General features: G+C 67.3%; 19 protein-coding genes and 1 riboswitch. Of the genes, 2 read left to right on the plus strand and 17 right to left on the minus strand.

All coding sequences use genetic code 11. The annotated features are described in order from the left end of the window. Window positions 1–5 precede the first annotated feature (5 nt). Genes AC1RNC_RS23495 through AC1RNC_RS23550 form a run of 12 tightly spaced genes read right to left on the minus strand, consistent with a single transcriptional unit; the run spans window position 6 to window position 14,278 of the window. Window positions 6–560: an SRPBCC family protein gene (locus AC1RNC_RS23495; protein WP_492841487.1), complete on the minus strand. Its 555-nt coding sequence runs from the start codon at window positions 558–560 to the stop codon at window positions 6–8. A gap of 10 nt (window positions 561–570) precedes the next feature. After that, entirely contained in the window at window positions 571–1,215 is a 645-nt protein-coding gene (locus tag AC1RNC_RS23500; protein WP_492888466.1) for a molybdenum cofactor guanylyltransferase, read from the minus strand. Further along, the gene (locus AC1RNC_RS23505; protein WP_492841491.1) at window positions 1,212–1,877 is read right to left on the minus strand and encodes a carbonic anhydrase; all 666 of its coding nucleotides are present in this window, start codon (window positions 1,875–1,877) and stop codon (window positions 1,212–1,214) included. The genes AC1RNC_RS23500 and AC1RNC_RS23505 overlap by 4 nt, the downstream gene beginning before the upstream one ends. A gap of 15 nt (window positions 1,878–1,892) precedes the next feature. Next, entirely contained in the window at window positions 1,893–2,438 is a 546-nt protein-coding gene (locus AC1RNC_RS23510) for a hemerythrin domain-containing protein (protein ID WP_492841493.1), read from the minus strand. A gap of 28 nt (window positions 2,439–2,466) precedes the next feature. Beyond that, the gene (locus tag AC1RNC_RS23515) at window positions 2,467–3,666 is read right to left on the minus strand and encodes an alginate export family protein (protein ID WP_492888467.1); all 1,200 of its coding nucleotides are present in this window, start codon (window positions 3,664–3,666) and stop codon (window positions 2,467–2,469) included. 6 nt (window positions 3,667–3,672) lie between these two features. Continuing rightward, window positions 3,673–4,779 carry a peptidylprolyl isomerase gene (locus AC1RNC_RS23520; RefSeq protein WP_492888468.1) on the minus strand — a complete coding sequence of 369 codons (1,107 nt, stop codon included), beginning with the start codon at window positions 4,777–4,779 and terminating at the stop codon, window positions 3,673–3,675. A gap of 4 nt (window positions 4,780–4,783) precedes the next feature. Continuing rightward, complete coding sequence (gene narI, locus AC1RNC_RS23525; RefSeq protein WP_492841499.1) at window positions 4,784–5,557, minus strand: respiratory nitrate reductase subunit gamma; 774 nt, start codon at window positions 5,555–5,557, stop codon at window positions 4,784–4,786. A gap of 2 nt (window positions 5,558–5,559) precedes the next feature. Further along, entirely contained in the window at window positions 5,560–6,279 is a 720-nt protein-coding gene (gene narJ, locus AC1RNC_RS23530) for a nitrate reductase molybdenum cofactor assembly chaperone (RefSeq protein WP_492841501.1), read from the minus strand. A gap of 4 nt (window positions 6,280–6,283) precedes the next feature. Further along, window positions 6,284–7,807, minus strand: a complete 1,524-nt coding sequence (gene narH, locus AC1RNC_RS23535) for a nitrate reductase subunit beta (protein WP_492841503.1) — start codon at window positions 7,805–7,807, stop codon at window positions 6,284–6,286. Then, complete coding sequence (locus AC1RNC_RS23540; protein ID WP_492888469.1) at window positions 7,804–11,535, minus strand: nitrate reductase subunit alpha; 3,732 nt, start codon at window positions 11,533–11,535, stop codon at window positions 7,804–7,806. Before AC1RNC_RS23540 ends, narH begins: the two co-directional genes overlap by 4 nt. Further along, the gene (locus tag AC1RNC_RS23545) at window positions 11,532–12,953 is read right to left on the minus strand and encodes a NarK family nitrate/nitrite MFS transporter (RefSeq protein WP_492841507.1); all 1,422 of its coding nucleotides are present in this window, start codon (window positions 12,951–12,953) and stop codon (window positions 11,532–11,534) included. The genes AC1RNC_RS23540 and AC1RNC_RS23545 overlap by 4 nt, the downstream gene beginning before the upstream one ends. Window positions 12,954–12,967: 14 nt before the next feature. Next, a complete protein-coding gene (locus tag AC1RNC_RS23550; RefSeq protein ID WP_492888470.1) occupies window positions 12,968–14,278 on the minus strand; it encodes an MFS transporter in 1,311 nt (436 codons plus the stop codon). A gap of 318 nt (window positions 14,279–14,596) precedes the next feature. On the opposite strand from AC1RNC_RS23550, the gene ftrB reads away from it, so the two are divergent. Next, entirely contained in the window at window positions 14,597–15,367 is a 771-nt protein-coding gene (gene ftrB / locus AC1RNC_RS23555) for a transcriptional activator FtrB (RefSeq protein ID WP_492841565.1), read from the plus strand. 7 nt (window positions 15,368–15,374) lie between these two features. Here the strand turns inward: ftrB and moaA are convergent, their stop codons facing one another. The 3 genes from moaA to AC1RNC_RS23570 all read right to left on the minus strand — a co-directional run bounded on the left by moaA (window position 15,375) and on the right by AC1RNC_RS23570 (window position 20,021). Then, on the minus strand, window positions 15,375–16,352 hold the full coding sequence (moaA, locus tag AC1RNC_RS23560; RefSeq protein ID WP_492888471.1) for a GTP 3',8-cyclase MoaA: 978 nt from the start codon (window positions 16,350–16,352) through the stop codon (window positions 15,375–15,377). Further along, window positions 16,342–16,480: riboswitch (molybdenum cofactor riboswitch) on the minus strand. It overlaps the preceding gene by 11 nt. A 57-nt stretch (window positions 16,481–16,537) precedes the next feature. After that, window positions 16,538–17,713, minus strand: a complete 1,176-nt coding sequence (locus AC1RNC_RS23565; protein WP_492841513.1) for an NnrS family protein — start codon at window positions 17,711–17,713, stop codon at window positions 16,538–16,540. Window positions 17,714–17,786: 73 nt separating this feature from the next. Then, window positions 17,787–20,021 (minus strand): adenosylcobalamin-dependent ribonucleoside-diphosphate reductase, encoded by a 2,235-nt coding sequence (locus AC1RNC_RS23570; protein WP_492888472.1) that lies wholly within the window; start codon window positions 20,019–20,021, stop codon window positions 17,787–17,789. 185 nt (window positions 20,022–20,206) lie between these two features. Between AC1RNC_RS23570 and AC1RNC_RS23575 the strand changes: the two genes are divergently transcribed. Beyond that, a complete protein-coding gene (locus AC1RNC_RS23575; RefSeq protein WP_492888473.1) occupies window positions 20,207–20,806 on the plus strand; it encodes a hemerythrin domain-containing protein in 600 nt (199 codons plus the stop codon). A 14-nt stretch (window positions 20,807–20,820) separates the two neighbouring features. Here the strand turns inward: AC1RNC_RS23575 and AC1RNC_RS23580 are convergent, their stop codons facing one another. After that, entirely contained in the window at window positions 20,821–22,008 is a 1,188-nt protein-coding gene (locus AC1RNC_RS23580; protein ID WP_492888474.1) for a molybdopterin molybdotransferase MoeA, read from the minus strand. Continuing rightward, a complete protein-coding gene (moaB, locus tag AC1RNC_RS23585; RefSeq protein WP_492841521.1) occupies window positions 22,005–22,574 on the minus strand; it encodes a molybdenum cofactor biosynthesis protein B in 570 nt (189 codons plus the stop codon). Before moaB ends, AC1RNC_RS23580 begins: the two co-directional genes overlap by 4 nt. Between the last annotated feature and the right edge of the window lie 2 nt (window positions 22,575–22,576).

Genomic DNA, 22,576 nt, shown 5'->3' on the forward strand with positions numbered 1-22,576 from the left:
CGAAGTCAGGCGGGGACGGCGTTGGCCGCGGGCGTCGCGCCAAGCCCCCAAGCGGCCTGGGCGAACGCTACCGGAGCGCGATAAGCCTCGCAGGCGGCCTGGAAGCGCGCGTAGGGAAAACGAATGGGGACCTCAGCCAGGGCGGCGGCGAGCATGTCCAGATGCGCCGACCAGCCCGCGGCGGCGCGGCCGGCGTCCTCGCTGGCGGGCAGGGTCAAGCTCAGGATTAAGCGGGCGCCGTTGTTGGAGGCCTCGATCTCCCAGCGTAACGGGCGGGCCGTGTCGCCCGCGCCGCTCCAGCCGTATTCCAGCAGCAGACCCGGCTCATACGCCGTCACCAAGCTGTTGATGACCACGCCGCTGTCGCCAAAGTCCAGTTGGACGGCGCCGCCGATCTCCAGCGCGATGGTTCCCGGAGCCAGCCATTGGACCAGGTCTTCGGGCTGGGTCAGGGCGGTCCACAGGCGCTCGGGCGTGGTGTCGAAGTCCCGGCGAATCCGCACGGCGATGACCTCATCCTGACGCAGGAAGGTGGTGATCGGCTCGGCAGGGTCAAACATCGGTGGTCTCCTAGACGGCAGTCTGGCCCTGGACGGGCGGCGTGGCCTTGACCCGCGTCAAGTCGGCTTGGCGACGGGGCTGCTGGGCCTGGAGCTCGGCCAGGGTGTTGAGATTGACGAACGGGTCGGGGACGATCGCGCCCCAGTCGGCCACCGCCAGACCCGTCGTTTCGGCCAATCCCCGAAGCGATGAGCGACCCTGGGCCAGGTAGTGGGACAGGGTCGACTCCACCTCGACGCTCCAGAGCCCGCAGACCGGATGCAGCCGGCCGTTGCTGGCGGGCAGGGCGACCGCGCCCCCTGAAGTCAGGACCGCGGCCAGGCGGCGGGTCAGATCGGCGGGCAGGACGGGCATGTCGCAGGCCAGGAGCTGCACCCGCGCCGCGCCGCGGGCGCGGGCGAAAGCCAGGGCGGAGGCCAGACCGGCCAAGGGGCCAGGAACGTCGGGATGATCAAACAGCAGCTGGGCGCCCACGCCGTCGCCCAATTGCCCGGCGTCGCGGACGGCGACGGCGACGTCGTCGGCATAGCCCTGGGCCAGGGCCAAGGCGCGGGCCACAAGCGAAACCTCACCCCAGGCCCGCAGCGGCTTTCCGCCGCCCATGCGCAAACCCGCGCCGCCGGCGAGGACCACAGCAACGCTCGGTTCGCTCATGCCGAGGTCCTTCGCGCGTTTCGCCGCCGCGGGGCCTCCGGCACCAGGCCGCCGACGAAGGCCATGGCCTGTTTCAAGCTACTGATGGTATTTTCCAGATCGCGCAGCAGGCCGTCGGCCGCCGAATGGACCCAGCCGTGCAGTGTCAGGGACTGGCCGCGACGCCACGCGTCCTGGACCAATGGATTACCGGCGAGATTGACCAGTTGCGCGGTCACATTGAGCTCGCAAAGCCGATTGGCTCGAGCGCCCGGATCCATGATCGTCTCCAACGCCTCGGCATGACGCGAGGCCAGGGCGCGCACTGGGCCGAGCCAGCGATCAAGGAGATCAATCGGCGCGTTGGACAGCGCCGCGGCCATGACCCCACAGCCATAGTGGCCGCAAACCACGATATGTCGCACTTTCAAGACTTCCAGCGAGAACTGAAGGCTGGACAGCAATCCGACGTCCAGAGGCGGGGCTAGGTTTCCCGGATTGGTATGATGGAAGATCGCGCCGGGCGGCAGATCGGTCAGCTCCTGTCCAGAGAGCCTGCTATCGGCGCAGCCCAGCCAGAGGTAATCGGTCTGGCGCTCAGCTGCCGTGCGCCTGAAAAACTCGCTATCGTTATAGCGGCCGGCGACCCAGGCCATGTTGCTGGTCAGCAGATCTTCGGTCATGCCCTGCCTGTTCCTTTAGTCAACAACAGCGCTGAGCAGGTGACCGCGACGAGCCGCGAGCCGGCGGCCCAGAGTCGTCAGGTCGTCAGGTGTCAGGCGCAGGCGCGCGATCGGCAAGACGATGGCGTTCTCCAGGCCCAGGTGACGGCGTTCCTGGGCGGCGAAAGCGATCATGGCCTTGCGCTGCGCGGGATCTAGGCCTGGAGCGCAGCGGCGCTCCAGGCAGGCTTGCAGATGCGCGCGCACCGCGCCGGCCTGGACCACGTCGGCCCGATGCTCGGCCGACAGCATGCCCAGCACCCGCTCGACATCGTCTCCCGCTTCGCAGCGCCGCCGCAAAAGCGGGAAGAAGTCCTCCTCCTCGTCGATCACATGCAACGGCAGGTCGTGATCGAGGAAGCCGATCAGCTGGAAGAGCATCGGGCCGTCGAACACCATGGCCGCGGCGGCCATCTCGATCATTTTGCAGGCCTGCCGATGACGATAGTGCTCGGCGAAGAACCACTCAATCGGCTCGGCCAGCAGATGCAGGGGAATGGCCTCGATCTGGGTCGTCGTCATAGCGTCCTCATCGGGCCGGGCCCGTGGATCAGAGCTTGTAGGCGAGCGTCAGCCATACCTTGGTGCGGTCGCGATAGGCTGGTTGGTCGCCGTCGAACGCCGCCGCCGCCAGCTCCGCCGACAACCTCGACGTCAGCGGCGCCGAGATGGCCAGGTCCAGCTCATCGCCCAGTCGGGCGTCGCCGCGCGCGGCGTCGAAGCGATGCGCGGCCGCCTGCAGCTTGATGGGGTGAGCCTTGGAGGCGGTCAGGTTGGTGGAGGCGGCCAGCTGCAAATCGCGCACGCCGCTGGCCGGGGTGGTCAGGAAGACGTCAGCCCAGCCCTGGAAGGCGTGCAAGGTGGCCAGCGGGGTCTGGAAGCCGCGGCTTCCGTCGCCGTCCAGGCGCTCGATCCCCAGCGCCACGGCGCTGGTTTTGGTCTTTAGGCCCGCCATCAGGTTCAGATAGTCGAGGCTGAAGGCGGCCGGGCTGTTGGCGTAGTCGCCTTGCCGGGCGTACTGCACCTCATAGGTGAGCGTCAGGTCCGAGCGCAAGGGACGCGCGCCGCTCAGCCGGATGTCGTAGGTGGCGCTGGACTGGGTCGGAGCGTTGGCGAAGTCCAGCAGGTAGGCGCTGGCCGAGACCTGGCCGATCGGGGTCTTGGCGGCGATCTGGGCGACATGGGAGTCGCTACGCCAGCTTCCCTGGGCATGACCGTCGCCAAGGATACGGTGGACCTTGTCCAGATAGGCATAGGTCAGGCTGAGCTTGGGCGAGGGGCGATAGACCAGGGTCACCGCATCGAAGGTCTGTTCGGTCTGGCGAAAGCCGACATTGCCGATGAAGCGGGCGTTGTCGAGGATCAGGCGCTGGCGACCCACGGTGGCGCCGCCCGTCGCGCCGCCGCCGAGCGGACCGGTCCAGGACAGCTGCAGACGGTTGAGCTGGGTCGTTTCAGGATCGGCGACCACCGGATAGGCCGTCTTGCCGTTGATCTGGCTGTTGTAGCGGCCGTCCAGGGCGGTGACGTTTTCGCCCTCGACCAGCAGCTTCAGGCCGTGAACGGCGGCGGTCTCGTAGCCGAGGCGCGTGCGCAGCGTCAGGGCCCGGGCGTCCTTGGACAGGCCGTCCTGGGAGACGGCCTCGTAGCGAAGGCGGGCGTCGAGCAGGATTTGGCCGCGGGCTGGTTCGGCGGCCTGGGCCAGGTTGGGAAGGGCCGCGGCCAGGGGCAGCAGCCAGAGGATACGCATGAGGATCTAGACTTTCCGGAAGATCGTATAGGTGCGCGCTTTGGGCGTGAGCCGGGTGCGCAGCAGGGAAGCGATGGCGGCGATGGCCGGATCTTCGGCCCCTTGGGCCGCGGAGATCAGATGGGTCCAGGACTCGTCTCCGGCGGTGTTCACGAAGTCCTGAACGGCGCGCTGCACGAAGGTCTCGACATCGACGCCGGCCGCCGAAGCGGCCGTGCGCACGCGTGTGGCCAAGTCCGGGTCGCAGGTGTCGAGCCAGGCCTCGAGACCGGCCGCCGAGGCGCCGGCCAGCCGTTCGCCTAGGGACAGCGCCCCGGTGTCGAAGCGACCGTCACGGGTCAGGCTGAAGGCCACGCCCAGGCCCCTGGCGCGATCGGCCAGGTCGGACACGTAACGCGTGGCCGCCGCCGTCCAGGCCCGGCTCTCCAGATGTAGCCGGATCTTGTCCTCGACATACTCAAAGGGCAGCTCGCGCCCCTCGATGCGGCGATCCAGCTTGAGGACATGCCAGCCGAACCGCGAGCGCACCGGCTGATTGAGAACCTGGCCAGGCTTTAAAGCGACCAAGGCCTGTTCGATCTCACTGACCACATCCCCTGGACCAAGTTGTCCCAAGGAGCCGCCGACCTCGCTCGACGGGCAGCTCGACAGGGCCTTAGCGAGGGCGGCGAACTGGCCGGGGCTGTTGACCAGGGTCGCCACCGCGTCGAGCGCCGTCAGACGGGCGGCCTCCCAGTGGGCGTCCTCCGCGCCTTGCGGGGCGATGAGGATATGGGCCGCCTCGACCAGGGCGGGGCTGGTGAAGCGTTCGCGCTGGGTGTCGTAGATCCGTCGGCAGAGCTCGGTGGTAGGGGTCTCGATATCGACCTCCTCGTCGAGGACGGCGCGGATCAAGGCTTCCTCGTCGGTTTCTTCGCGATCGGCCGCATCGCGCTCGGGCTCAGGGCGCAGGCCTAACTCGTCGGCGCGATGCAGGAGTAGAGCCCGCACGGCCAGGGCCTTGCCCGCGGCCCGACGGGCCTCCATCGCTGAAGGGCTGGGATGGTTCTGGGCTTCCTGGGCGATCAGGAACTCGGGAATCTCGACGCCGTCGACAACGGTGGTGGCGGTCATTCGGCTACTCCCGGGTCTTGAAGGAAGAGGGCGGCCACACCGCTTCGATCTTGTCGCGATAGACCGGCGCGGCCGGCTCGGGGGAGATCGGCATGCCGCGCTTGGTGCGCACCAGCTGCCAGCCGCGGCGATTGAGGTACCAGACCGGCGCAGACAGCATGTGGACCAGGCGCGTGAACGGGAACAGCAGCAGGATGGTCATCCCGAGCACCAGGTGCAGCTTGAAGATCGGGTTCACGTCGGCGACCGCGCTGGCGATGCCCGGCCGGAAGGTGAAGACCCCCTGGGCCCAGGTCATGAACTTGACCATCTCGTGGCCGTCCAGGTGCTGCAGGGAGACGGGAATGGTCGACAGGCCCAGGATCAGTTGAACCATCAGGATCACCAGGATGGCGATGTCGCTGAAGCTGGACGTCTTGCGGATGCGCGGATCAAACAATCGCCGATGCAAGAGCAGCAGGCCGCCGGCCAGGCACATCACCCCCGCCAGGCCGCCAGCGACGATGGCCAGGATCTGCTTGGCGCCGTGCGGAATATGCAGGGCGTCGAACACCCAGATCGGCGTCAGCAAACCCACGAAGTGGCCGCCGAAGATCACCAGCACGCCGACGTGGAACAGCACCGAGCCAAGCATCAGCTGGCGACGGCGCAGCAGCTGGGATGAGCCCGAGCGCCAGGTATATTGCTCGCGATCGAAGCGCAGAACGCTGCCGAGCACCAGCACCGCCAGGCAGATATAGGGATAGACCCCGAACAAGAGTTGGTTGAGCACGGCCATGATCAGGCTCCTTGGGGGGCGCCGGCGCGAGCCCGGCGTGGAACGCGGCCCGGTTCGGCCTGCATGGCTTCGACCAGAGCGCCGGCCTTGGGGCAGCCGACATCCGAAGGACCGAAGGTGACGGCGGTTTCGGCCCAGGCCTTGTCGAGACCTTCGAGATCGTCGGGATCCTCGTCAGGCTCGCTGAGCAGGGCCGCCAAGGCCCCCGGATCGGCCTTTTGGGACGCCAGACTGGCCAGGGCGCCGAAGATCGCGCGATAGGGGCTGTCGCGCTTTTTGAGGCGCTCGCCCATGGCGTCCAGAACGTGGGTCGCCTCACCGAGCAGCGAAGAGGCCTCGGCGTCGGGCAGGATCGACAGGAACTCCAGGAACACCGGCAGGAAGTCGGGCAATTCGTTGGCCGTCAGCTCCAGGCCCTTGGTGCGGTAGAGTTCCAGAAGCGCGACCATGGCCTCGCCGCGATCGCGGCTTTCGCCATGGACGTGCTCATAGAGATTGAGCGACAGGGAGCGCGTGCGATCAAACAGATCGGTGTAGCGCTCTTGCAGGTCATAGATATCGTCGTTGCTCAGGATCGAGGCGAGACCGCCCAAGGCCTTGACCAGGGGCGCTGGCAGCAGGTTTTCCTTGATGATCTCCCCCAGCGCATAGGGCGTGGCGTCCTGCACTTGCGGGCTCGGATAGGTCAGGAGCAGGGCAAGCGCCTTGTAGGTGCGGGCCATGACTTTAGGCCTCCATGGGGGTCTTGGCGCGCGAGCGCGGATTGGAGCCGAACAGGCCCAGCTCGGTGCGGCCGCCCGAGCAGCCATTGCCGAAGGTGAAGCCGCAGGAGCCGCGCAGGTCGTAGGCGTCCTCGGCCGCCTCGCGGTGGGCCGAGGGAATAACAAAGCGGTCCTCATAGTTGGCGATGGCCATGTAGCGGTACATGTCCTCCACCTGGGCGGCGGTCAGGCCGACCTTGTTGGCGATGGCGTGGTCGATGCGGCCATCGACGGTCTTGGCGCGCATGAAGCCGCGCATGGCCAACATCCGCTCCAGGGCCTGAACGACCGGCGGCTCGTTGCCGGCGGTCAGCAGGTTGGCCAGGTAGCGCACCGGGATGCGCAGCGAGGCGACGTCGGGCATGTCGCCGTCCATCTCCAGCGCTCCGGCCGAGGCGGCCGACTGGATCGGTGACAGTGGCGGCACGTACCAGACCATCGGCAGGGTGCGGTATTCGGGGTGCAGCGGGAAGGCGACCTTCCAGTCGATCGCCATCTTGTAGACCGGGCTCTTGCGGGCCGCGTCCAGCCAGGCCTCGGGAATGCCGTCGGCGCGCGCCTGGGCGATCACCGCCGGGTCGTTGGGATCCAGGAAGATATCGATCTGGGCCTGGTAGAGGTCCTTCTCGTCAGCCGTGGAGGCGGCGGCCTGGATGCGGTCGGCGTCATAGAGCAGTACGCCCAGATAGCGGATGCGGCCGACGCAGGTCTCCGAACATACGGTCGGTTGACCCGCCTCGATGCGCGGGAAGCAGAAGGTGCACTTCTCCGACTTCCCCGATTCCCAGTTGTAGTAGATCTTCTTGTAGGGGCAGGCCGAGACGCACATCCGCCAGCCGCGGCACTTGTCCTGGTCGATCAGGACGATGCCGTCCTCCTCGCGCTTGTAGATCGCGCCCGACGGGCAGGCGGCCACGCAGGTGGGGTTGAGGCAATGTTCGCAGAGCCTCGGCAGATACATCATGAAGGTGTTTTCGAACTGGCCGTAGATCTCCTTCTCGACGCCCTCGAAATTGGCGTCGGCCGAGCGCTTGGAGAACTCGCCACCCAGGATTTCCTCCCAGTTGGGACCCCATTCGATCTTCTCCATCCGCTGGCCGGTGATCTTCGAGCGCGGCCGCGCGGTGGGGAAGTTCTTCATCTCCGGGGCGTTCTGCAGGTGGGCGTAGTCGAAGTCGAACGGCTCGTAATAGTCGTCGATCTCGGGCAGGTCGGGATTGGCGAAGATCTTGGCCAGGATGCGCCATTTGGCGCCCATCTTCGGTTCGATCTTGCCATTGGCCTTACGGACCCAGCCGCCGTTCCACTTCTTCTGGTTCTCCCAATCCTTGGGAAAGCCGATGCCGGGCTTTGTCTCGACGTTGTTGAACCAGGCGTACTCGACACCCTCACGGTTGGTCCAAACGTTCTTGCAGGTGACCGAGCAGGTGTGACACCCGATACACTTGTCCAGGTTCAGCACCATGCCGATTTGTGCGCGCACCTTCATTGGGCGAAGTCCTTCTGAACGAGCGTTTCTTCGAGCCAGTCGATCTTGGTCATCTTGCGCACGACCACGAATTCGTCGCGGTTGGAGCCAACGGTGCCGTAATAGTTGAAGCCGTAGGCTAGCTGGGCGTAGCCGCCGATCATGTGGGTCGGCTTGAGCACGGTGCGGGTGCAGGAGTTGTGGATTCCGCCGCGCAGGCCGGTGATCTCCGAGCCTGGCGTGTTCACGATCTTTTCCTGGGCGTGGTACATGAAGGTTGTGCCTTCACGGATGCGCTGGGAGACCACGACCCGGGCGGTCAGGGCGCCGTTGGCGTTGAAGACCTCGATCCAGTCGTTGTCGACCAGACCGGCTTTCCTGGCGTCGACCTCCGACACCCAGACCACCGGTCCCCCGCGGTTGAGGGTCAGCATCATCAGGTTGTCGCTGTAGGTGGAGTGGATGCCCCACTTCTGGTGCGGGGTGATGAAGTTGAGGACGATCTCCTTCTCGCCATTGGGCTTGGCGCCCATGACGTGGGTGGTCTTCAGGTCGATGGGCGGGCGATAGACGCACAGCGCCTCGCCGAAGGCCCGCATCCACAGGTGATCCTGATAGAGTTGCTGGCGGCCGGTCAGGGTTCGCCACGGGATCAACTCGTGGACGTTGGTGTAGCCGGCCGTGTAGCAGACCTTCTCGCTCTCGATGCCCGACCAGGTCGGCGAGGAGATGATCTTGCGCGGCTGGGCCAGGAGGTCGCGGAAGCGGATCTTCTCGTCTTCCTTGGGCATGGCCAGATGGACGTGTTCGCGGCCGGTCTGCTTTTCGAGCGCCCCCCAGGCCTTGACCGCCACCTCGCCATTGGTCTCCGGCGCCAGCATCAGGATGGTTTCGCAGGCGTCGATGTCGCTCTCGATGCGCGCCAGACCCTGGGTCTGGCCCTCCTCGAGCACCTCGCCGTTCAACGCCTTGAGCAGATCGACCTCGTGGTCGGTCTTCCAGCCGATGCCCTTGCCGCCGTTGCCGCTCTTGGCCAGCAGCGGGCCAAGCGCGGTGAAGCGCTTGTAGGTGTTGGGGTAGTCGCGCTCGACGATGGTGATCTGCGGCATGGTCTTGCCGGGGATCGCTTCGCATTCGCCCTTGGACCAGTCGCGGACGTCGAAGGGCTGGGCCAGCTCGGCGGCGCTATCGTGCTGGATGGGGGTCAGGACGACGTCCTGTTCCACGCCCAGCACCTCCGGCGCGATCTTGGAGAAGGTCTTGGCGATGGCCTTGAAGATCTCCCAGTCCGATTTCGACTCCCAGCCCGGATCCACGGCCGCGCTCAGCGGGTGGATGAAGGGGTGCATGTCGGAGGTGTTGAGATCGTTTTTTTCGTACCAAGTGGCGGTCGGCAGGACGATGTCGGAATAGACCGCCGTGGTCGACATGCGGAAGTCGAGGGTGACCAGCAGGTCGAGCTTTCCTTCCGGCGCCTCGTCATGCCAGGCGACCTCGGTCGGCTTGACCCCGCCGGTCTGGCCCAGGTCCTTGCCCTGCACCCCGTGCGAGGCCCCCAGCAGGTGCTTGAGGAAGTATTCGTGGCCCTTGCCCGAGGAGCCGAGCAGGTTGGAGCGCCAGACGAACATGTTGCGCGGCCAGTTGGCCGGGTCGTCCGGATCCATGCACGACATCTCGAGCTCGCCGCTCTTGAGCTGGTCGAGCGCATAGGCCTTGGCGTCCTGGCCCTTGGCGGCGGCGGCCTTGGCCACTTCCAGCGGGTTGGTCTTCAGGGCCGGGGCCGAGGGCAACCAGCCCATGCGTTCGGCCTTGGCGTTGAAGTCGATCATCGAGCCGTTCCACACGCCGTCGGGTGCGGTCGGGGAGAGGATCTCGTCCATGCCGACCGTCTCGTAGCGCCACTGGTCGCTGTGGGCGTAGAAGAACGAAGTGGAGTTCTGCTGCCTTGGCGGCTTGATCCAGTCGGTGGCGAAGGCCAGCGGCGCCCAGCCGGTCTGCGGCCGCAGCTTTTCCTGGCCGACATAGTGCGACCAGCCGCCGCCTGACTGGCCCACGCACCCGCACATCACCAGCATGTTGATGGCGGCGCGGTAGTTCATGTCCATGTGGTACCAGTGGTTCATCGCCGCGCCGATGATGATCATCGACTTGCCGTCGGTCTTCTCGGCGTTGCCGGCGAAGCCGCGGGCCACGGCCAGGATCTGGTCACGCGGCACCGAGGTGATGGCTTCGGCCCAGGCCGGGGAATAGGGCTGGACGTCGTCATGGTCGGCCGGCATATGATCGCCGCCAAAACCCTGGTCGACGCCATAATTGGCCAGGAACAGGTCGTAGACGCAGGCCACCAGGGTCTCGCCCTCGGGCAGTATCATCCGCTTGACCGGCACGTTGCGCACCAGCACGTCGGGGTGGTCGGTCATGGCGAAGCCGTTGGTGGCCGCGCCGCCGAAATAGGGGAAGCGCACGCCGACGACGTCGTCATGAACGCCCTTGAGGCCCAGGCGCAGGGTGGTCTCACGGCCGGCCCCGTCCTTTTCCTCCAAGTTCCACTTGCCGTCTTCGCCCCAGCGGAAGCCGATCGAGCCGCCTGGGACCACCACCTGGCCGGTGGCCTCGTCCAGCGCGACGGTCTTCCAATCGGGGTTGTTGGTCTCGCCTAGGGCCTGGTCGAACTCGGCGGCGCGCAGCAGGCGCTCGGGCACATAGGCGCCGTCCTGTGGGACCAGGCGCACCAGCATCGGCAGGTCGGAGTACTTGCGCAGATAGTCGCGGAAGTAGGGGACCTGGCGGTCGACGTGGAACTCCTTGAGGATCACGTGGCCAAAGGCCATGCCCAGGGCCGCGTCGGTGCCCTGCTTGACCGCCAGCCACAGGTCGGAGAACTTGGAGGCCTCCGAATAGTCGGGACAGATCACCACCGACTTGGCGCCGCGATAGCGCGCCTCGGTGTAGAAGTGGGCGTCAGGGGTGCGGGTCTGCGGGACGTTGGAGCCCCACAGAATCATGAAGCTGGAATTGAACCAGTCGGCGCTTTCGGCGACGTCGGTCTGCTCGCCCCAGGTCTGGGGCGAGGCCGGCGGCAGGTCGCAGTACCAGTCATAGAACGAGCCGCAGACCCCGCCGATCAGCTGCAGATAGCGGGCCCCAGCGGCGTAGGAGACCATGGACATGGCCGGGATCGGCGAGAAGCCGAACACCCGGTCAGGGCCATGGGCCTTGATGGTGTGGGCGTTGGCCGCGGCGATGATCTCAGTGACCTCGTCCCAGGTGGCGCGGATGAAGCCGCCGCCGCCGCGCCGGGTCACATAGTCGGCGCGCTGGGCCGGGTCGTTCTGGATCGAGGCCCAGGCGGCCACAGGGCTGCGGGTGACCCGAGCCGCCCGCCACAGCTTCAGCAGGCGCGAGCGGATCAGCGGGTATTTCACCCGGTTGGCCGAATAGAGATACCAGCTGTAGCTGGCGCCGCGGGCGCAGCCGCGCGGCTCGTGGTTTGGCAGTTCCGGCCGGGTGCGCGGATAGTCCGTCTGCTGGGTTTCCCAGGTGACGATGCCGCCCTTGACATAGATCTTCCAGGAGCACGAGCCGGTGCAGTTCACCCCGTGGGTGGAGCGCACGATCTTGTCGTGCTGCCAGCGGTTTCGGTAGGCCTGTTCCCAGGTGCGGTCGTCATCGTTCATGACGCCGTGGCCGTCGGAGAACAACTCGGTCTTGCGCGTGAAGAAGGCAAGACGGTCCAGGGTATGGCTCATTGGGCGGGAACCTTGATGAGGGCGGGCGCGGAGGTGTGCAGCAGCGAAGCCTTGCGGCCGTAGAAGGCCCAGTTGACGACCACGCAGCTGATGTAGAAGCCCAGGAACAGGTAGAGGGCGAACTGGGGATCACCGGTGGCCTTCAGCGAGTCGCCGAACGCCTTGGGGATGAAGAAGCCGCCGAAGGCGCCGACGGCCGAGGTGAAGCCGACGATGGCCGCCGACTCCATTTCCGCGGCGCGCTGGCGGGCCTCGAGGGGCGCGCCCGGCATCAGCCGGGGCATGTCGGCGCGGACGATGGCGGGGATCATCTGGAAGGTCGAGGCGTTGCCGACCCCGGTCCAGAAGAACAGCCACAGGAAGCTGACGAAGAAGATCGGGAAGGAGGGCGCCGCGCCATAGGCGCCGACCCCGGCCAGCACGCCCAGGACACCGACGGTCAGGGCCAGGAAAGCCCAGTGGGTGACGCGCTCGCCGCCGAAGCGGTCGGAGATCCCGCCGGTCAGGGCGCGGGAGGCCGCGCCAATCAGCGGACCCAGGAAGGCCAGCTGCAGGACGTTGATGTCCGGAAACAGGGTCTTGGTCAGCAGCGGGAAGGCGGCCGAGAAGCCGAGGAAGGAGCCGAAGGTGCCCAGATAGAGCCAGCACATGATCCAGTTGTGCTTGCGGGTGAAGATCACGGCCTGGGTCGAGAAGGAGGCCTTGGCCGACGCAAGGTCGTTCATGCCAAACCAGGCGGCCACGGCGGCGATGACGATGAAGGGGACCCAGACATAGGCGGCGTTCTGCAGCCAGATCGACTTGGCCACGCCGTGCTCGACGATGGTCTGGGGCGCGCCGACCAGCGGGCCAAACAGCGCCAGGCCGATCACCACCGGCACCAGGAACTGCATGACGCTGACGCCGAGATTGCCAAAGCCGGCGTTGACGCCGAGCGCCGCGCCCTTTTCGCTCTTGGGGAAGAAGAACGAGATATTGGCCATCGAGGAGGCGAAGTTGCCGCCGCCCAGGCCGCAGGCCAGGGCCAGCAGGACGAAGACGCTGTAAGGGGTCTCCGGGTGCTGCACCACCACCCCGATGCCGATGGCCGGGATCAGCAGCGACAGGGTGGCCAGGGCCGTCCAGCGCCGCCCACCGACGATCGGCACCATGAAGCTGTAGAAGATCCGCAGGGTGGCGCCTGACAGCGCGGGCAGGGCGGCCAGCCAGAACAACTGCTCAGTGGTGAACTTGAAGCCGACCAGCTTGAGTTTGGCGATGACCATCGACCAGACCATCCAGACCGAGAAGGCCAGGAGGAGGTTGGGCACCGAGATCCACAGATTGCGGGTGGCGACGCGCTTGCCGGTTTCACTCCAGAACGCGGCGTCCTCGGGACGCCAGTCGGTGATCACCGGGCTAGGTTTGGAAGTCGACATCGATTGCGCCTTACTCACGAGTGAGCGGGAGGGTTGGCGACGCGCCCGCCGGGCGCGGCGAAGGAGGTGGTTTTGGACAGGCCGGCCATTTCCGGAAGCTCCGGCAGGTTGACCAGTTGGGGCGCGTTAGCGCGCTCCATCCGGCCGATGGCCAGGTGCATCCAGGTCAGGGCGCCGGCGACCAGGACGAACAGCAGCATGAAGCAGCTGGTCCAGACGCCGGTAAGGTCGTTGAGAGCCCCGAAGGCGATCGGCATGATGAAGCCGCCTAGGCCGCCGACCATGCCGACCAGACCGCCGACCGAGCCGACGTGGTCGGGGTAGTAGACCGGAATGTGTTTGTAGACCGCCGCCTTGCCCAGGCTCATGGCGAAGCCGAGGGCGAACAGCAGGATCACGAATGGGACCAGGCCTGTGGCTAAGCGGAAGGTGATCGGCCCATGCACCCCGTCGACCACGTAGCTGGTGGCCGGATAGGACAGTAGGAAGGCGCAAACCACGCTGATCCCAAAAGTCAGATACATGACCTTGCGAGCGCCGATCTTGTCCGACAGCCAGCCGCCGAAGACGCGAAATAGCGAGCCGGGGATGGAATAGGCGGCCGCCAGCATGCCCGCGGCGACAATGTCGAGGTGATAGACCGCGACCAGATAGTGCGGCAGCCACAGGGCCAGGGCCACGAAGCCGCCGAACACGAAGAAGTAGTAGAGGGCGAATCGCCAGACCTGCAGCTTGCGCAGCGGGGCCAGCTGGGCGCTGGTGGCCTGCGGCTTGGTGCCTGTGCGGCGGCGGGTCAGCAGGTCGGGCTCGTCCTTGGTGGTCAGGAAGAAGGCGACCGCCAGCAGGGCCAGCGCTCCGGCCCAGATCTGGGCCACGCCCTGCCAGCCGAGCGCCAGCATCACGAAGGGGGCGGCGAACTTGGTGACGGCGGCGCCGACATTGCCCGCCCCGAATATGCCCAGCGCCGCGCCCTGGCGCTCCTTGGGAAAAAACTTGGAGACATAGGCCACGCCGACCGCGAACGAGCCGCCGGCCAGGCCCACGCCTAGGGCCGCCAGCAGAAACTGCGGATAGGTCTGGGCGTAGGACAACAGGAAGGTCGCCGCCGCCGCTGACAGCATGACCAGCAGATTGACCAAGCGGCCGCCATATTGCTCGGTCCAGACGCCCAGGAACACCCGGACTAGCGAACCGGTCAGGATCGGGGTGCCGACCAGCAGGCCAAACTGCGCCTCGCTCAGCCCCAGGTCCTGCTTGATCTTGACGCCGATGATCGAGAACACCGTCCATACCGCGAAACAGGCGGTGAAGGCGATCGTGCTCATCGTCAGGGCCGATCCGGCTCCCTGTTGTGATGGCGTCGCCGTCTGCATGTCTGCCCCCAAATCGCGCACGACAACATCTGCCGCGAGCAATCTATTGCGGGGGGAGGCTTCGGCGCATTTGATAAGCATCAAGCAAAGCGAAATAACTGACGTTCACTTATGAGTATTCGGTGTGGCAAAAGGGCACGGTTTTATTTCATCAATCGCAATTGACTAACGCGTCAAGTATGCGATTGATAGTCATCAAGCGACGCGTCATTAGTCGGGTTGACCTGCGTCAAGGCCGCCCGGTCGCGACGACGCCATGAGGGAGGCATGATGAGAAGCGCTGATCTCGACCGTGTCAGGAGTCTGCCCTTGTTCGGCGTGATGTCGGACGAGGCGTTCAGGAACGTCACCGGCGGGGCCTTCCTGCAGAAGTTTCCGGCCGGTACGACCCTGCTCACCGAGGGCGACGCGGTCGACTTCCTCTATGTGCTGCTCGACGGCAGCGTCGAGCTGGGCGCGACCTGGAATGACAAGGACACCACCCTGGCGGTGCTGCGGCCGGTCTCCACCTTCATCCTGGCCGCCGTGGTGCTCGACGCCGACGCCCTGATGAGCGCCCAGACGATCGAACGGTCCGACATCCTGATGTTGTCGGGCGAGGCTCTGCGTCGGGCGATGAAGGAGGACGCCGCCTTCGGCTTCGCCGTGGCCCAGGAATTGTCGGGCTGCTATCGCGGCCTGGTGCGGGCCATCAAAAACCAGAAGCTGCGCGGCGGGCTCGAGCGGCTGGCCAACTATCTGATCACCCAGAAGGTGCGCCAGGGCGGGGCAGACACCTTCACCCTGCCGCACGAAAAGCGCCTGCTCGCCTCGGTGCTGGGCATGACGCCGGAGAACCTGTCGCGGGCCTTCGCGGCGATCGCCGACTATGGCGTAGTGGTCAACGGACCGCGGGTGACGATCGCCCGGCCGGTGGTGCTGGAGCGCCTGGCCAAGCCCGATCCCCTGATCGACAACCACACCCTGCCCACCGATGCGCCGACCGGCAAGGCGCAGCGCGAGCGCTGGCCGACGGCGCGGGATATTCGCTCGGTCCCCTAAGCTCGGCCTAGCCGCCGAACTGCGCCAACTGCCGCGTGTCGCCGCTGTTGTTCTCATGCAGCCGGTGGCCGACCGGCTTGCCGATCAGGGCCGCCTCGATGCGGGCTTGCAAGGCTTCTTCTTGGCCGGGAATCAGCAGATCGCGAAGATTGACCCCCAATTCGCCAAACAGGCACAAGCGCAGCGCGCCCTTGGCGGTGATGCGCAGGCGGTTGCAACTATCGCAGAAACCCGGGGCATAGGGCGCGATCAGGCCGATGCGCCCGCGGTGGTCGGGATGGGCGTAGTCGGTGGCCGGCCCATCGTCGAAGGCCTTGGGAACGGGCGACCAGCCGCGCATCGCCAGCCAGCCCTGCAGGTCGACGCCGGAGACGTGCTGGTCGTCGAAATAGGCGGCGTTGTCGCCAGTGCGCATCAGCTCGATGAAGCGAAACGAGATCGGCCGATCACGGACGAAATCGGCGAAGATGTCGAATCCGGTCTCCACCGTGTCGCGCAGCAGGACGGCGTTGACCTTCACCGTCGGCATGTTCAAGGCCAGGGCGAGGTCGAGGCCGGCGATGATCTCGTTCAACTGGTCGTGGCCGGTGATGCGATGGAAGGCGGCCGGATCGAGCGCGTCGATGCTGACATTGAGATTGGTCAGGCCCGCCTCGCGCCAGGCCTGGATATTGCGCTTGAGGCTCCAGCCGTTGGTGGTGACCGCCACCTTGTCGATGCCGGGCGTGGCCGCGGCGCGCCCGATGATCTCGGCCAGGTCACGGCGCACGCTCGGCTCGCCGCCGGTCAGGCGCAGCTTGGCGACGCCGAAGCCCGCGAAGGCGCGCACCACGCAGTCGATCTCGTCGGGGGTGAGAAAAGCCATCGACCCGGACTTCTTGAAGCCGTCGGGCAGGCAATAGGTGCAGCGATAGTTGCACACCTCGGTGACCGAGAGGCGCAGATAGCGAAAGCGGCGGCCAAAGCCGTCAACCAAGCGTCCCATGCGGGCTCCTTTCCAAGCAAGGGAGGCGACGGCGTTTCCCCCGTCACCCTTGCCGGCGGAGCCGGCGCGGCGGCCCGGCCCTGGCGCGGATGCGCTTTAGGCCCGAACGCTCGGAGCGAGCCTCATCGGTAGGCCTTGCCGGCGGGGAAGGCCATGACGCCATGCGCCGCAGGGCTTGATATCGGTCAAGCCTTGGTCGGGCGCGGCCCAATCAACATGGGGCCATAGGCGGCCACGTAACCGGCGAAGGCCAGGACCCAAAGGCCCGCCGAGAGCATCAGGAGGCTCCGTTGGCCCGCGCCGGTGAACGGCGCGACGATCCGCGCCAGGGCCGAGGCGTTGATGGCCAGATAGATCGCGGCGGTGGCCGCGTCGGCGTGAAGCGGACGACCGGTGTGGCCGCGGCTGGAGCGGGTCATCACCGCCAGGGTCATGACGCCGATCGCCCCCGCGGTCAGGGCGTGGACGCCGACGGTGCGCGGGATCGCCGGATCGAGCACCGAGGCGCCCAGCAGCAGCAGGGCCAAGCCCAGCCAGCCATAGCCAAGGTGGAGAATCCACACCAGCGGTTCGCGCCGGGCGGCCCAGCCGCGCCAGCGCGCTAGTCGGACCAGATGAGCCAGGCCAGAGAGGGCCAGAAGGACGCCGGTGAAAAGGGCGTCGGGAAAGGCGACCCAGGCGAGGGCGGCCAGGCCCGTCAAGGCCAGGGCGGCGCGGTCGATCAGGCCAAAGACCGCCGGCTGGGCGGCCATGCCCCGGGCCTTGAGCCAGTTGCGGGTGAAGCTGGGGGTGATACGTCCGCCGATCAGTGCGATCAGCAGGGTCGCCACGCCCAGGGCCAGCCGCTCGCCCAGCCCCGAGGCCCAACTGACGCCCTGCAGATGGAAGGCGATATTGCCCAGAGCCAGGGCGCTCACCAGGCCGCAGACCGGCAGGTTGCGCCAGTTGCGGCCGGCCAACACCTCGCGCCAGAGGACGCTGGCGAAGACCAGCAGGAACAGGCTGTCGATCACCCCGACGGCGGCGGCGCCAAGGTTGGCTTGGAACAGCATGGCCACGCGTCCGGCCAGCCAAAGTCCGACCAACTGGGCCAGGGGCGCGCCGATGATCGGCATGCGTCCGGTCCAGTTGGGCACCGCCGTGGTCAGGAAACCGGCGACGATGGCCGCCAGGAAACCAAACAGCATCTCATGAACGTGCCAGTCGCGCGTCAGCATGCCCGGGCCGCCGGCCAGGTAGCTCCACAGCCACAGCGGGACGACCAGCGCCGACCAGAGGGCGCCCAGAAGGTAGAAGGGGCGAAAGCCGAAGCTGAACAAGGCGGGGCCGCGATAGGCGCGGCGGGCGGCGGCGGTTGACATCGGGACACCCTGCACCCGAACCGACGCTCACGCCTTGATAGGGGTCCTGGCCGCCTTGATGATCGTCAACCGCTTAGCCGCATTTGGAATAGCCGCAGTCGAAACAGGTGTCGCAGCCCTCCTTGCGCACCATCTCGAAACTGCCGCAGCGCGGGCAGCAGGCCTTGTTGGCGGCGAACGGATTGGCCGAGGTCTCGGTCGACGTTCTCGGGGGCTGTTCGACGCCCGGCTCGTGCGATGGCTGGCCGCTCAGGTGCCGCTCGATGACCCCGCCGATCGCGGCCAGCAGGGACGGAGCGTAGCGCCCATCGATCCAGCCGCCGCCGCGCGGATCGAACACCGCCTTCAGCTCCTCGGCCACGAACGACACGTCGCCGCCCCGCCGGAACACCGCCGAGATCATCCGCGTCAGGCCCAGCGTCCAGGCGTAGTGCTCCATGTTTTTGGAGTTGACGAAGATCTCAAAGGGATGGCGGCCGTCCTCGGCCTCGACGTCGTTAATCGTCACATAGACGGCATGAGCGCTGTCGGGCCATTTGATCTTGTAGGTCGCGCCACCCAGGGCGTCGGGGCGCGAGGGCAGGGGAAGCTCGGGCGCGGGAGCCGCAGCCGGCGGCGCCACCGACAGCACCGAGCCCGTGATGGCGTTGGGCCGATAGGTGGTCAAGCCCTTGCAGCCCAGTCGGTAGCCCTGGCGATAGATGTCGGCGAAGTCGTCGAAGGCGATGGTCTCGGGGCAGTTGACGGTCTTGGAGATCGAGCTGTCGACCAGGGCTTGGGCGGCGGCCTGCATGCGCAGGTGATCGGCCGGGGCCAGGTCCTGGGCGCTGACGAACGCCGCCTCGGGGGGCGGGGCGTCGCCATGCAGCCGCTTCCACACCGCCAGGGCGTAGTCCTCGACCTGCTCCTCGCGGCTGGTTCCGTCCGGCTGGCGCACCTTGCGAGTATAGGCGTAGGCGAAGACCGGCTCGATGCCCGAGGAGACATTGCCCGCCAGCAGGGAGGTGGTGCCGGTCGGGGCGATGGAGGTCAGGCAGCCATTGCGCAGGCCGTGGGCGGCGATCAGGGCCCGGGTTTCCTCGTCCAGGCTGGTGAGGTTGGGCCGGTCGAGAATCCGGGGGTCGTAGAGGGGGAAGGGGCCTTTCTCAGCGGCCAGCCGCGCCGAGGCGCGATAGGCCTCGCGCTTGATCACCCCCAGCCACCGCTGGGTCAGCGCCACGGCTTGGTCGTCGCCATAGCGCGCGCGGCAGAACACCAGGGCGTCGGCCAAGCCGGTGACGCCGATCCCCAGCCGCCGCTTGGCCCTAGCCTCGACCGCCTGGGCTTCCAGCGGAAAGCGGGAGATGTCGATGACATTGTCTAGCATGCGCACGGTTGTGCGGGTCAGGGCGCCGAGCCTGTCCTCGTCGAGGACGGCGCCGGGTTCGAACGGGTTGTCGACCAGGCGGGCCAGGTTGAGCGAGCCCAACAGGCAGGCGCCATACGGCGGCAGCATCTGTTCGCCGCAGGGATTGCTGGCCAGGATCTGCTCGCAATAGGCCAGGTTGTTGGCGGCGTTGACTCGATCGATGAAGATCACCCCCGGTTCGGCGGCGTCATAGGTAGCCTGCATCAGCCTGGCCCAGAGGTCGACGGCGCGCACCGTGCGATAGACCTGGCCGCCGAAGCTCAGCGGCCAGTCGGCGTCGGCTTCGAGCGCGGCCATGAACGGATCGGTGACCAGCACCGAGAGATTGAAGTTGCGGAAGCGGCCCGCCGCGCGCTTGGCGTCGATGAAGGCCTCGATGTCGGGATGGTCGATGCGCAGGCAGCCCATCATCGCCCCGCGCCTTTGTCCGGCCGACAGGATGGTGCGGCACATCGAGTCCCAGACATCCATGAAGCTGAGGGGGCCGGAGGCGTCGGCCCCGACGCCCTCCACCCTGGCTCCGGCCGGGCGGATCGAGGAGAAGTCCATGCCCACGCCGCCGCCCTGCTGGAGGGTGACGGCCGCTTCGCGCACATGCTCGAAGATGCCGCCCAGGTCGTCGGGCGTCACCCCCATGACGAAGCAGTTGAACAGGGTCACCGCCCGGGCGGTGCCGGCGCCGGCCAGGATGCGGCCGGCCGGCAGGACCTTGAAATCAGTGAGGGCCTCCAGGACCTCGGCTTCGAAACCTTCGCGCAGCTTGGGCGTCTCGGCCTGGGCGATGGCCCTGGCGACCCGCGCCCAGGTCTCGTCGACGTTGGCGTCCCCGCCGCCGTCCGGCGGCGCGAAGCGGTACTTGCTGGACCAGATCTCGCCGGCGAAGGGGTTGTCGAACGCCATGGTCGCTCTTTCTGAATTTGGAGAGGAAAGGCTGAGTGATTCCCTGCGGCGCATGAAAGGCGTCGTCGCCCGTCCAGTCTGCGACATCGGCCAGGCCGGGCCTTGCGCAACATCAAGGCGCGGGCCGGCGCCGCTCAATGCACGCCTCTGGCAAAGTCCTTAGGGTTGGGGTGGGAGGAGCTTCCATGACCGAAAACGCCCAGATCTCAGCACTGAGCCGCCCGCCCGCCGGGCCTGACGCAGCCGTGCAATTTAGCCTCGACCCCGCCGACACCCGCGCGGTCGAGGCCTATCTGGTGCTCCACGCCCCAGGCGATCCCGAGGCCGCCCAGCAGGCCGGGGCGCTGATCGATCACATCCTAACCCGCTATCATCAGGTCCATATGGAGGACTTCCCCCAGGCCATCGCCCTGGCGCGCAAGGTCGAGGCGGTGCATGTGGCCGACGCCGAATGCCCCGACGGCCTGGCCGATCACCTGGCGCTGATGGCCGACGAGCTGGCGGGCCACCAGCGCAAGGAGGAGGCGGCGCTGTTTCCGATGATGCGCCACGGCGGCGGGCCGATGGTCCGCATCGCCATCGCCCGGATGCAGGCCGAACATCGCGACGTGGTCGAACAACTGACCCGCCTGGCGGTGATCACCAAGGATTTCACGCCGCCCCAGGAAGCCTGCCGCACCTGGCGGGCCCTCAATCAGCTTTGCCGCAAAATCGATCGCGAGCTGCGCGAGCACATGCGTCTGGAAGACGCGATCCTGTTTCCGCATTTCGCCGGCGCCGTCTAGGGCGGCGCGGCTCGTCAGAAGTCGAGCGTCTCCACCAGCGTCCCGGCCTTTGCCGGCGGCGCGCCTGGGCGGCGGCGGATCAGGACATCGCTCATCGCCAGGGCCTTCTGGGCCGAGGCGTCCTGGTCGCCGATCGGCGCGACGCCGCCAGGCAAGCGTCTGGCCCGCACGAAGGTCTCGCGATCGCCGCAAGGACCAAGCGGGGCGGTCAGGGGCTCTTGGCGCCAACCGAGCGCCTCGCCCGGCTCTAGGCCAGCCAAGCCGGCGATCAGCGGCGCGAGGAACAGACGGGCGGTCACCATGGCCGAGGTCGGATTGCCCGGCAGGCCAACGATCAGCGCGCCGCCCGCCCGGCCCAACCACACCGGCTTGCCCGGCTTGATGGCCACCTTGGAAAAGGCCAGGTCCAGGTCGAGGGGCGCGAACATGGTCTTGGCGAAATCACGGTCGCCCACTGAGGCGCCGCCAGTGACGACGACGATATCGGCCAGCTCGACCGCCGATCGCGCCGCCTTCTCCAGCGCCGACAGCTCATCGCCGACCCGCCAGCGATCCACCACCTTGCCTCCCCAGGCGCGGGCCATGGCGGCGACGCCGAAGGTCACGCTCTCGGGGATGCCGGGGCGCAGGCTGGAGGGGCGGCCCGGCTCGTCAAGTTCGTCCCCGGTGCCGATGACCAGCACCTTGGGCCGGACTATCACTGAGACCTTGGCCAGATCCGCCGCGGCGGCCGCCACCAGCCTCTGGGCGTTGAGCCGGGCGGCGGCTTCGACCAGCACGTCCCCGGGCTTGAAATCCGAACCGGCCAGCCGCAGGTTGCTTGGGCCGCGCGGCGGATGGGCGAAGAGAGCCAGCGGCCCCTCGCGCTCGACCTCTTCCTGGATCACCACCCGGTCGGTTCCGGCCGGCGCCACGGCGCCGGTGAAGATGCGCACGCAGGCGCGCGGCGTCAGAACCCCGTCGAAGGCCTGGCCGGCATAGGCCTCGCCGATGACCGCCAGGCGGACCGGCGCGTCGGTCAGGTCGTCGTCACGCACCGCATAGCCGTCCATGGCCGAGACGTCGGCGCAAGGCGTGGCGCGCCGCGCGACGATGGCCGCGGCCAGGACGCGGCCGTCGGCCCTGTCCAGGCGCACGGTTTCGCGGCCCAAGGGCTGGGCCAGGCCCATCACCAGGGCCGAGGCCTCATCGTAACTGATCAATTGCAGACGCCGCGATAGCGCGGGATCTGGCCCACCAGCGAGCAGGGGCGAAAGCGGCTGTCCAGTTCCTGGCCGAGCACCAGGTCCCAGGCGTCGCGGCAGGCCCCGGTCGAGCCGGGCACGCAGAACACGAAGGTGTCGCCAACCTGGCCGGCAAGAGCGCGCGACTGCAGGGTCGCCACCCCCACCGTGGCCTGGCTGGCCTGATGGAAGACCACCGAAAAGCCGTCCATGGTCCGGCGAAACAGCGGCGTCACCGCCTCGGGCGTGACATCGCGCGGCGCAAAGCCGGTGCCGCCCGTTGTGAGGATGACGTCGACCGCCTCGTCGTCGGCCCAGGCCTGGACCTGACGGGCGATGGCCTCGACTTCGTCGGGTACGATCACGCGGCCCGCCAGGTGATGGCCGGCCGCGGTCAGGCGATCGACCAAGAGGGCGCCGGAGGTGTCGGTGTTGTGGTCGCGGGTGTCGGAAATGGTCAGCACGGCTATGTTGAGCGGATAGAAGGGCAGGCGCTCGTCGATACCGGCCTTGCGGCCCTTCGCGGCCAGGGGCGCGTCATCCATGG

This window comes from Caulobacter sp. GW822-FHT01G02 (assembly GCF_058802865.1).

Coding starts and splice junctions, on each gene's coding strand:
- AC1RNC_RS23495 (WP_492841487.1), bottom strand. CDS start 560: ATGTTTGACCCTGCCGAGCCGATCACCACCTTCCTGCGTCAGGATGAG.
- AC1RNC_RS23500 (WP_492888466.1), bottom strand. CDS start 1,215: ATGAGCGAACCGAGCGTTGCTGTGGTCCTCGCCGGCGGCGCGGGTTTG.
- AC1RNC_RS23505 (WP_492841491.1), bottom strand. CDS start 1,877: ATGACCGAAGATCTGCTGACCAGCAACATGGCCTGGGTCGCCGGCCGC.
- AC1RNC_RS23510 (WP_492841493.1), bottom strand. CDS start 2,438: ATGACGACGACCCAGATCGAGGCCATTCCCCTGCATCTGCTGGCCGAG.
- AC1RNC_RS23515 (WP_492888467.1), bottom strand. CDS start 3,666: ATGCGTATCCTCTGGCTGCTGCCCCTGGCCGCGGCCCTTCCCAACCTG.
- AC1RNC_RS23520 (WP_492888468.1), bottom strand. CDS start 4,779: ATGACCGCCACCACCGTTGTCGACGGCGTCGAGATTCCCGAGTTCCTG.
- narI (WP_492841499.1), bottom strand. CDS start 5,557: ATGGCCGTGCTCAACCAACTCTTGTTCGGGGTCTATCCCTATATCTGC.
- narJ (WP_492841501.1), bottom strand. CDS start 6,279: ATGGCCCGCACCTACAAGGCGCTTGCCCTGCTCCTGACCTATCCGAGC.
- narH (WP_492841503.1), bottom strand. CDS start 7,807: ATGAAGGTGCGCGCACAAATCGGCATGGTGCTGAACCTGGACAAGTGT.
- AC1RNC_RS23540 (WP_492888469.1), bottom strand. CDS start 11,535: ATGAGCCATACCCTGGACCGTCTTGCCTTCTTCACGCGCAAGACCGAG.
- AC1RNC_RS23545 (WP_492841507.1), bottom strand. CDS start 12,953: ATGTCGACTTCCAAACCTAGCCCGGTGATCACCGACTGGCGTCCCGAG.
- AC1RNC_RS23550 (WP_492888470.1), bottom strand. CDS start 14,278: ATGAGCACGATCGCCTTCACCGCCTGTTTCGCGGTATGGACGGTGTTC.
- ftrB (WP_492841565.1), top strand. CDS start 14,597: ATGAGAAGCGCTGATCTCGACCGTGTCAGGAGTCTGCCCTTGTTCGGC.
- moaA (WP_492888471.1), bottom strand. CDS start 16,352: ATGGGACGCTTGGTTGACGGCTTTGGCCGCCGCTTTCGCTATCTGCGC.
- AC1RNC_RS23565 (WP_492841513.1), bottom strand. CDS start 17,713: ATGTCAACCGCCGCCGCCCGCCGCGCCTATCGCGGCCCCGCCTTGTTC.
- AC1RNC_RS23570 (WP_492888472.1), bottom strand. CDS start 20,021: ATGGCGTTCGACAACCCCTTCGCCGGCGAGATCTGGTCCAGCAAGTAC.
- AC1RNC_RS23575 (WP_492888473.1), top strand. CDS start 20,207: ATGACCGAAAACGCCCAGATCTCAGCACTGAGCCGCCCGCCCGCCGGG.
- moaB (WP_492841521.1), bottom strand. CDS start 22,574: ATGGATGACGCGCCCCTGGCCGCGAAGGGCCGCAAGGCCGGTATCGAC.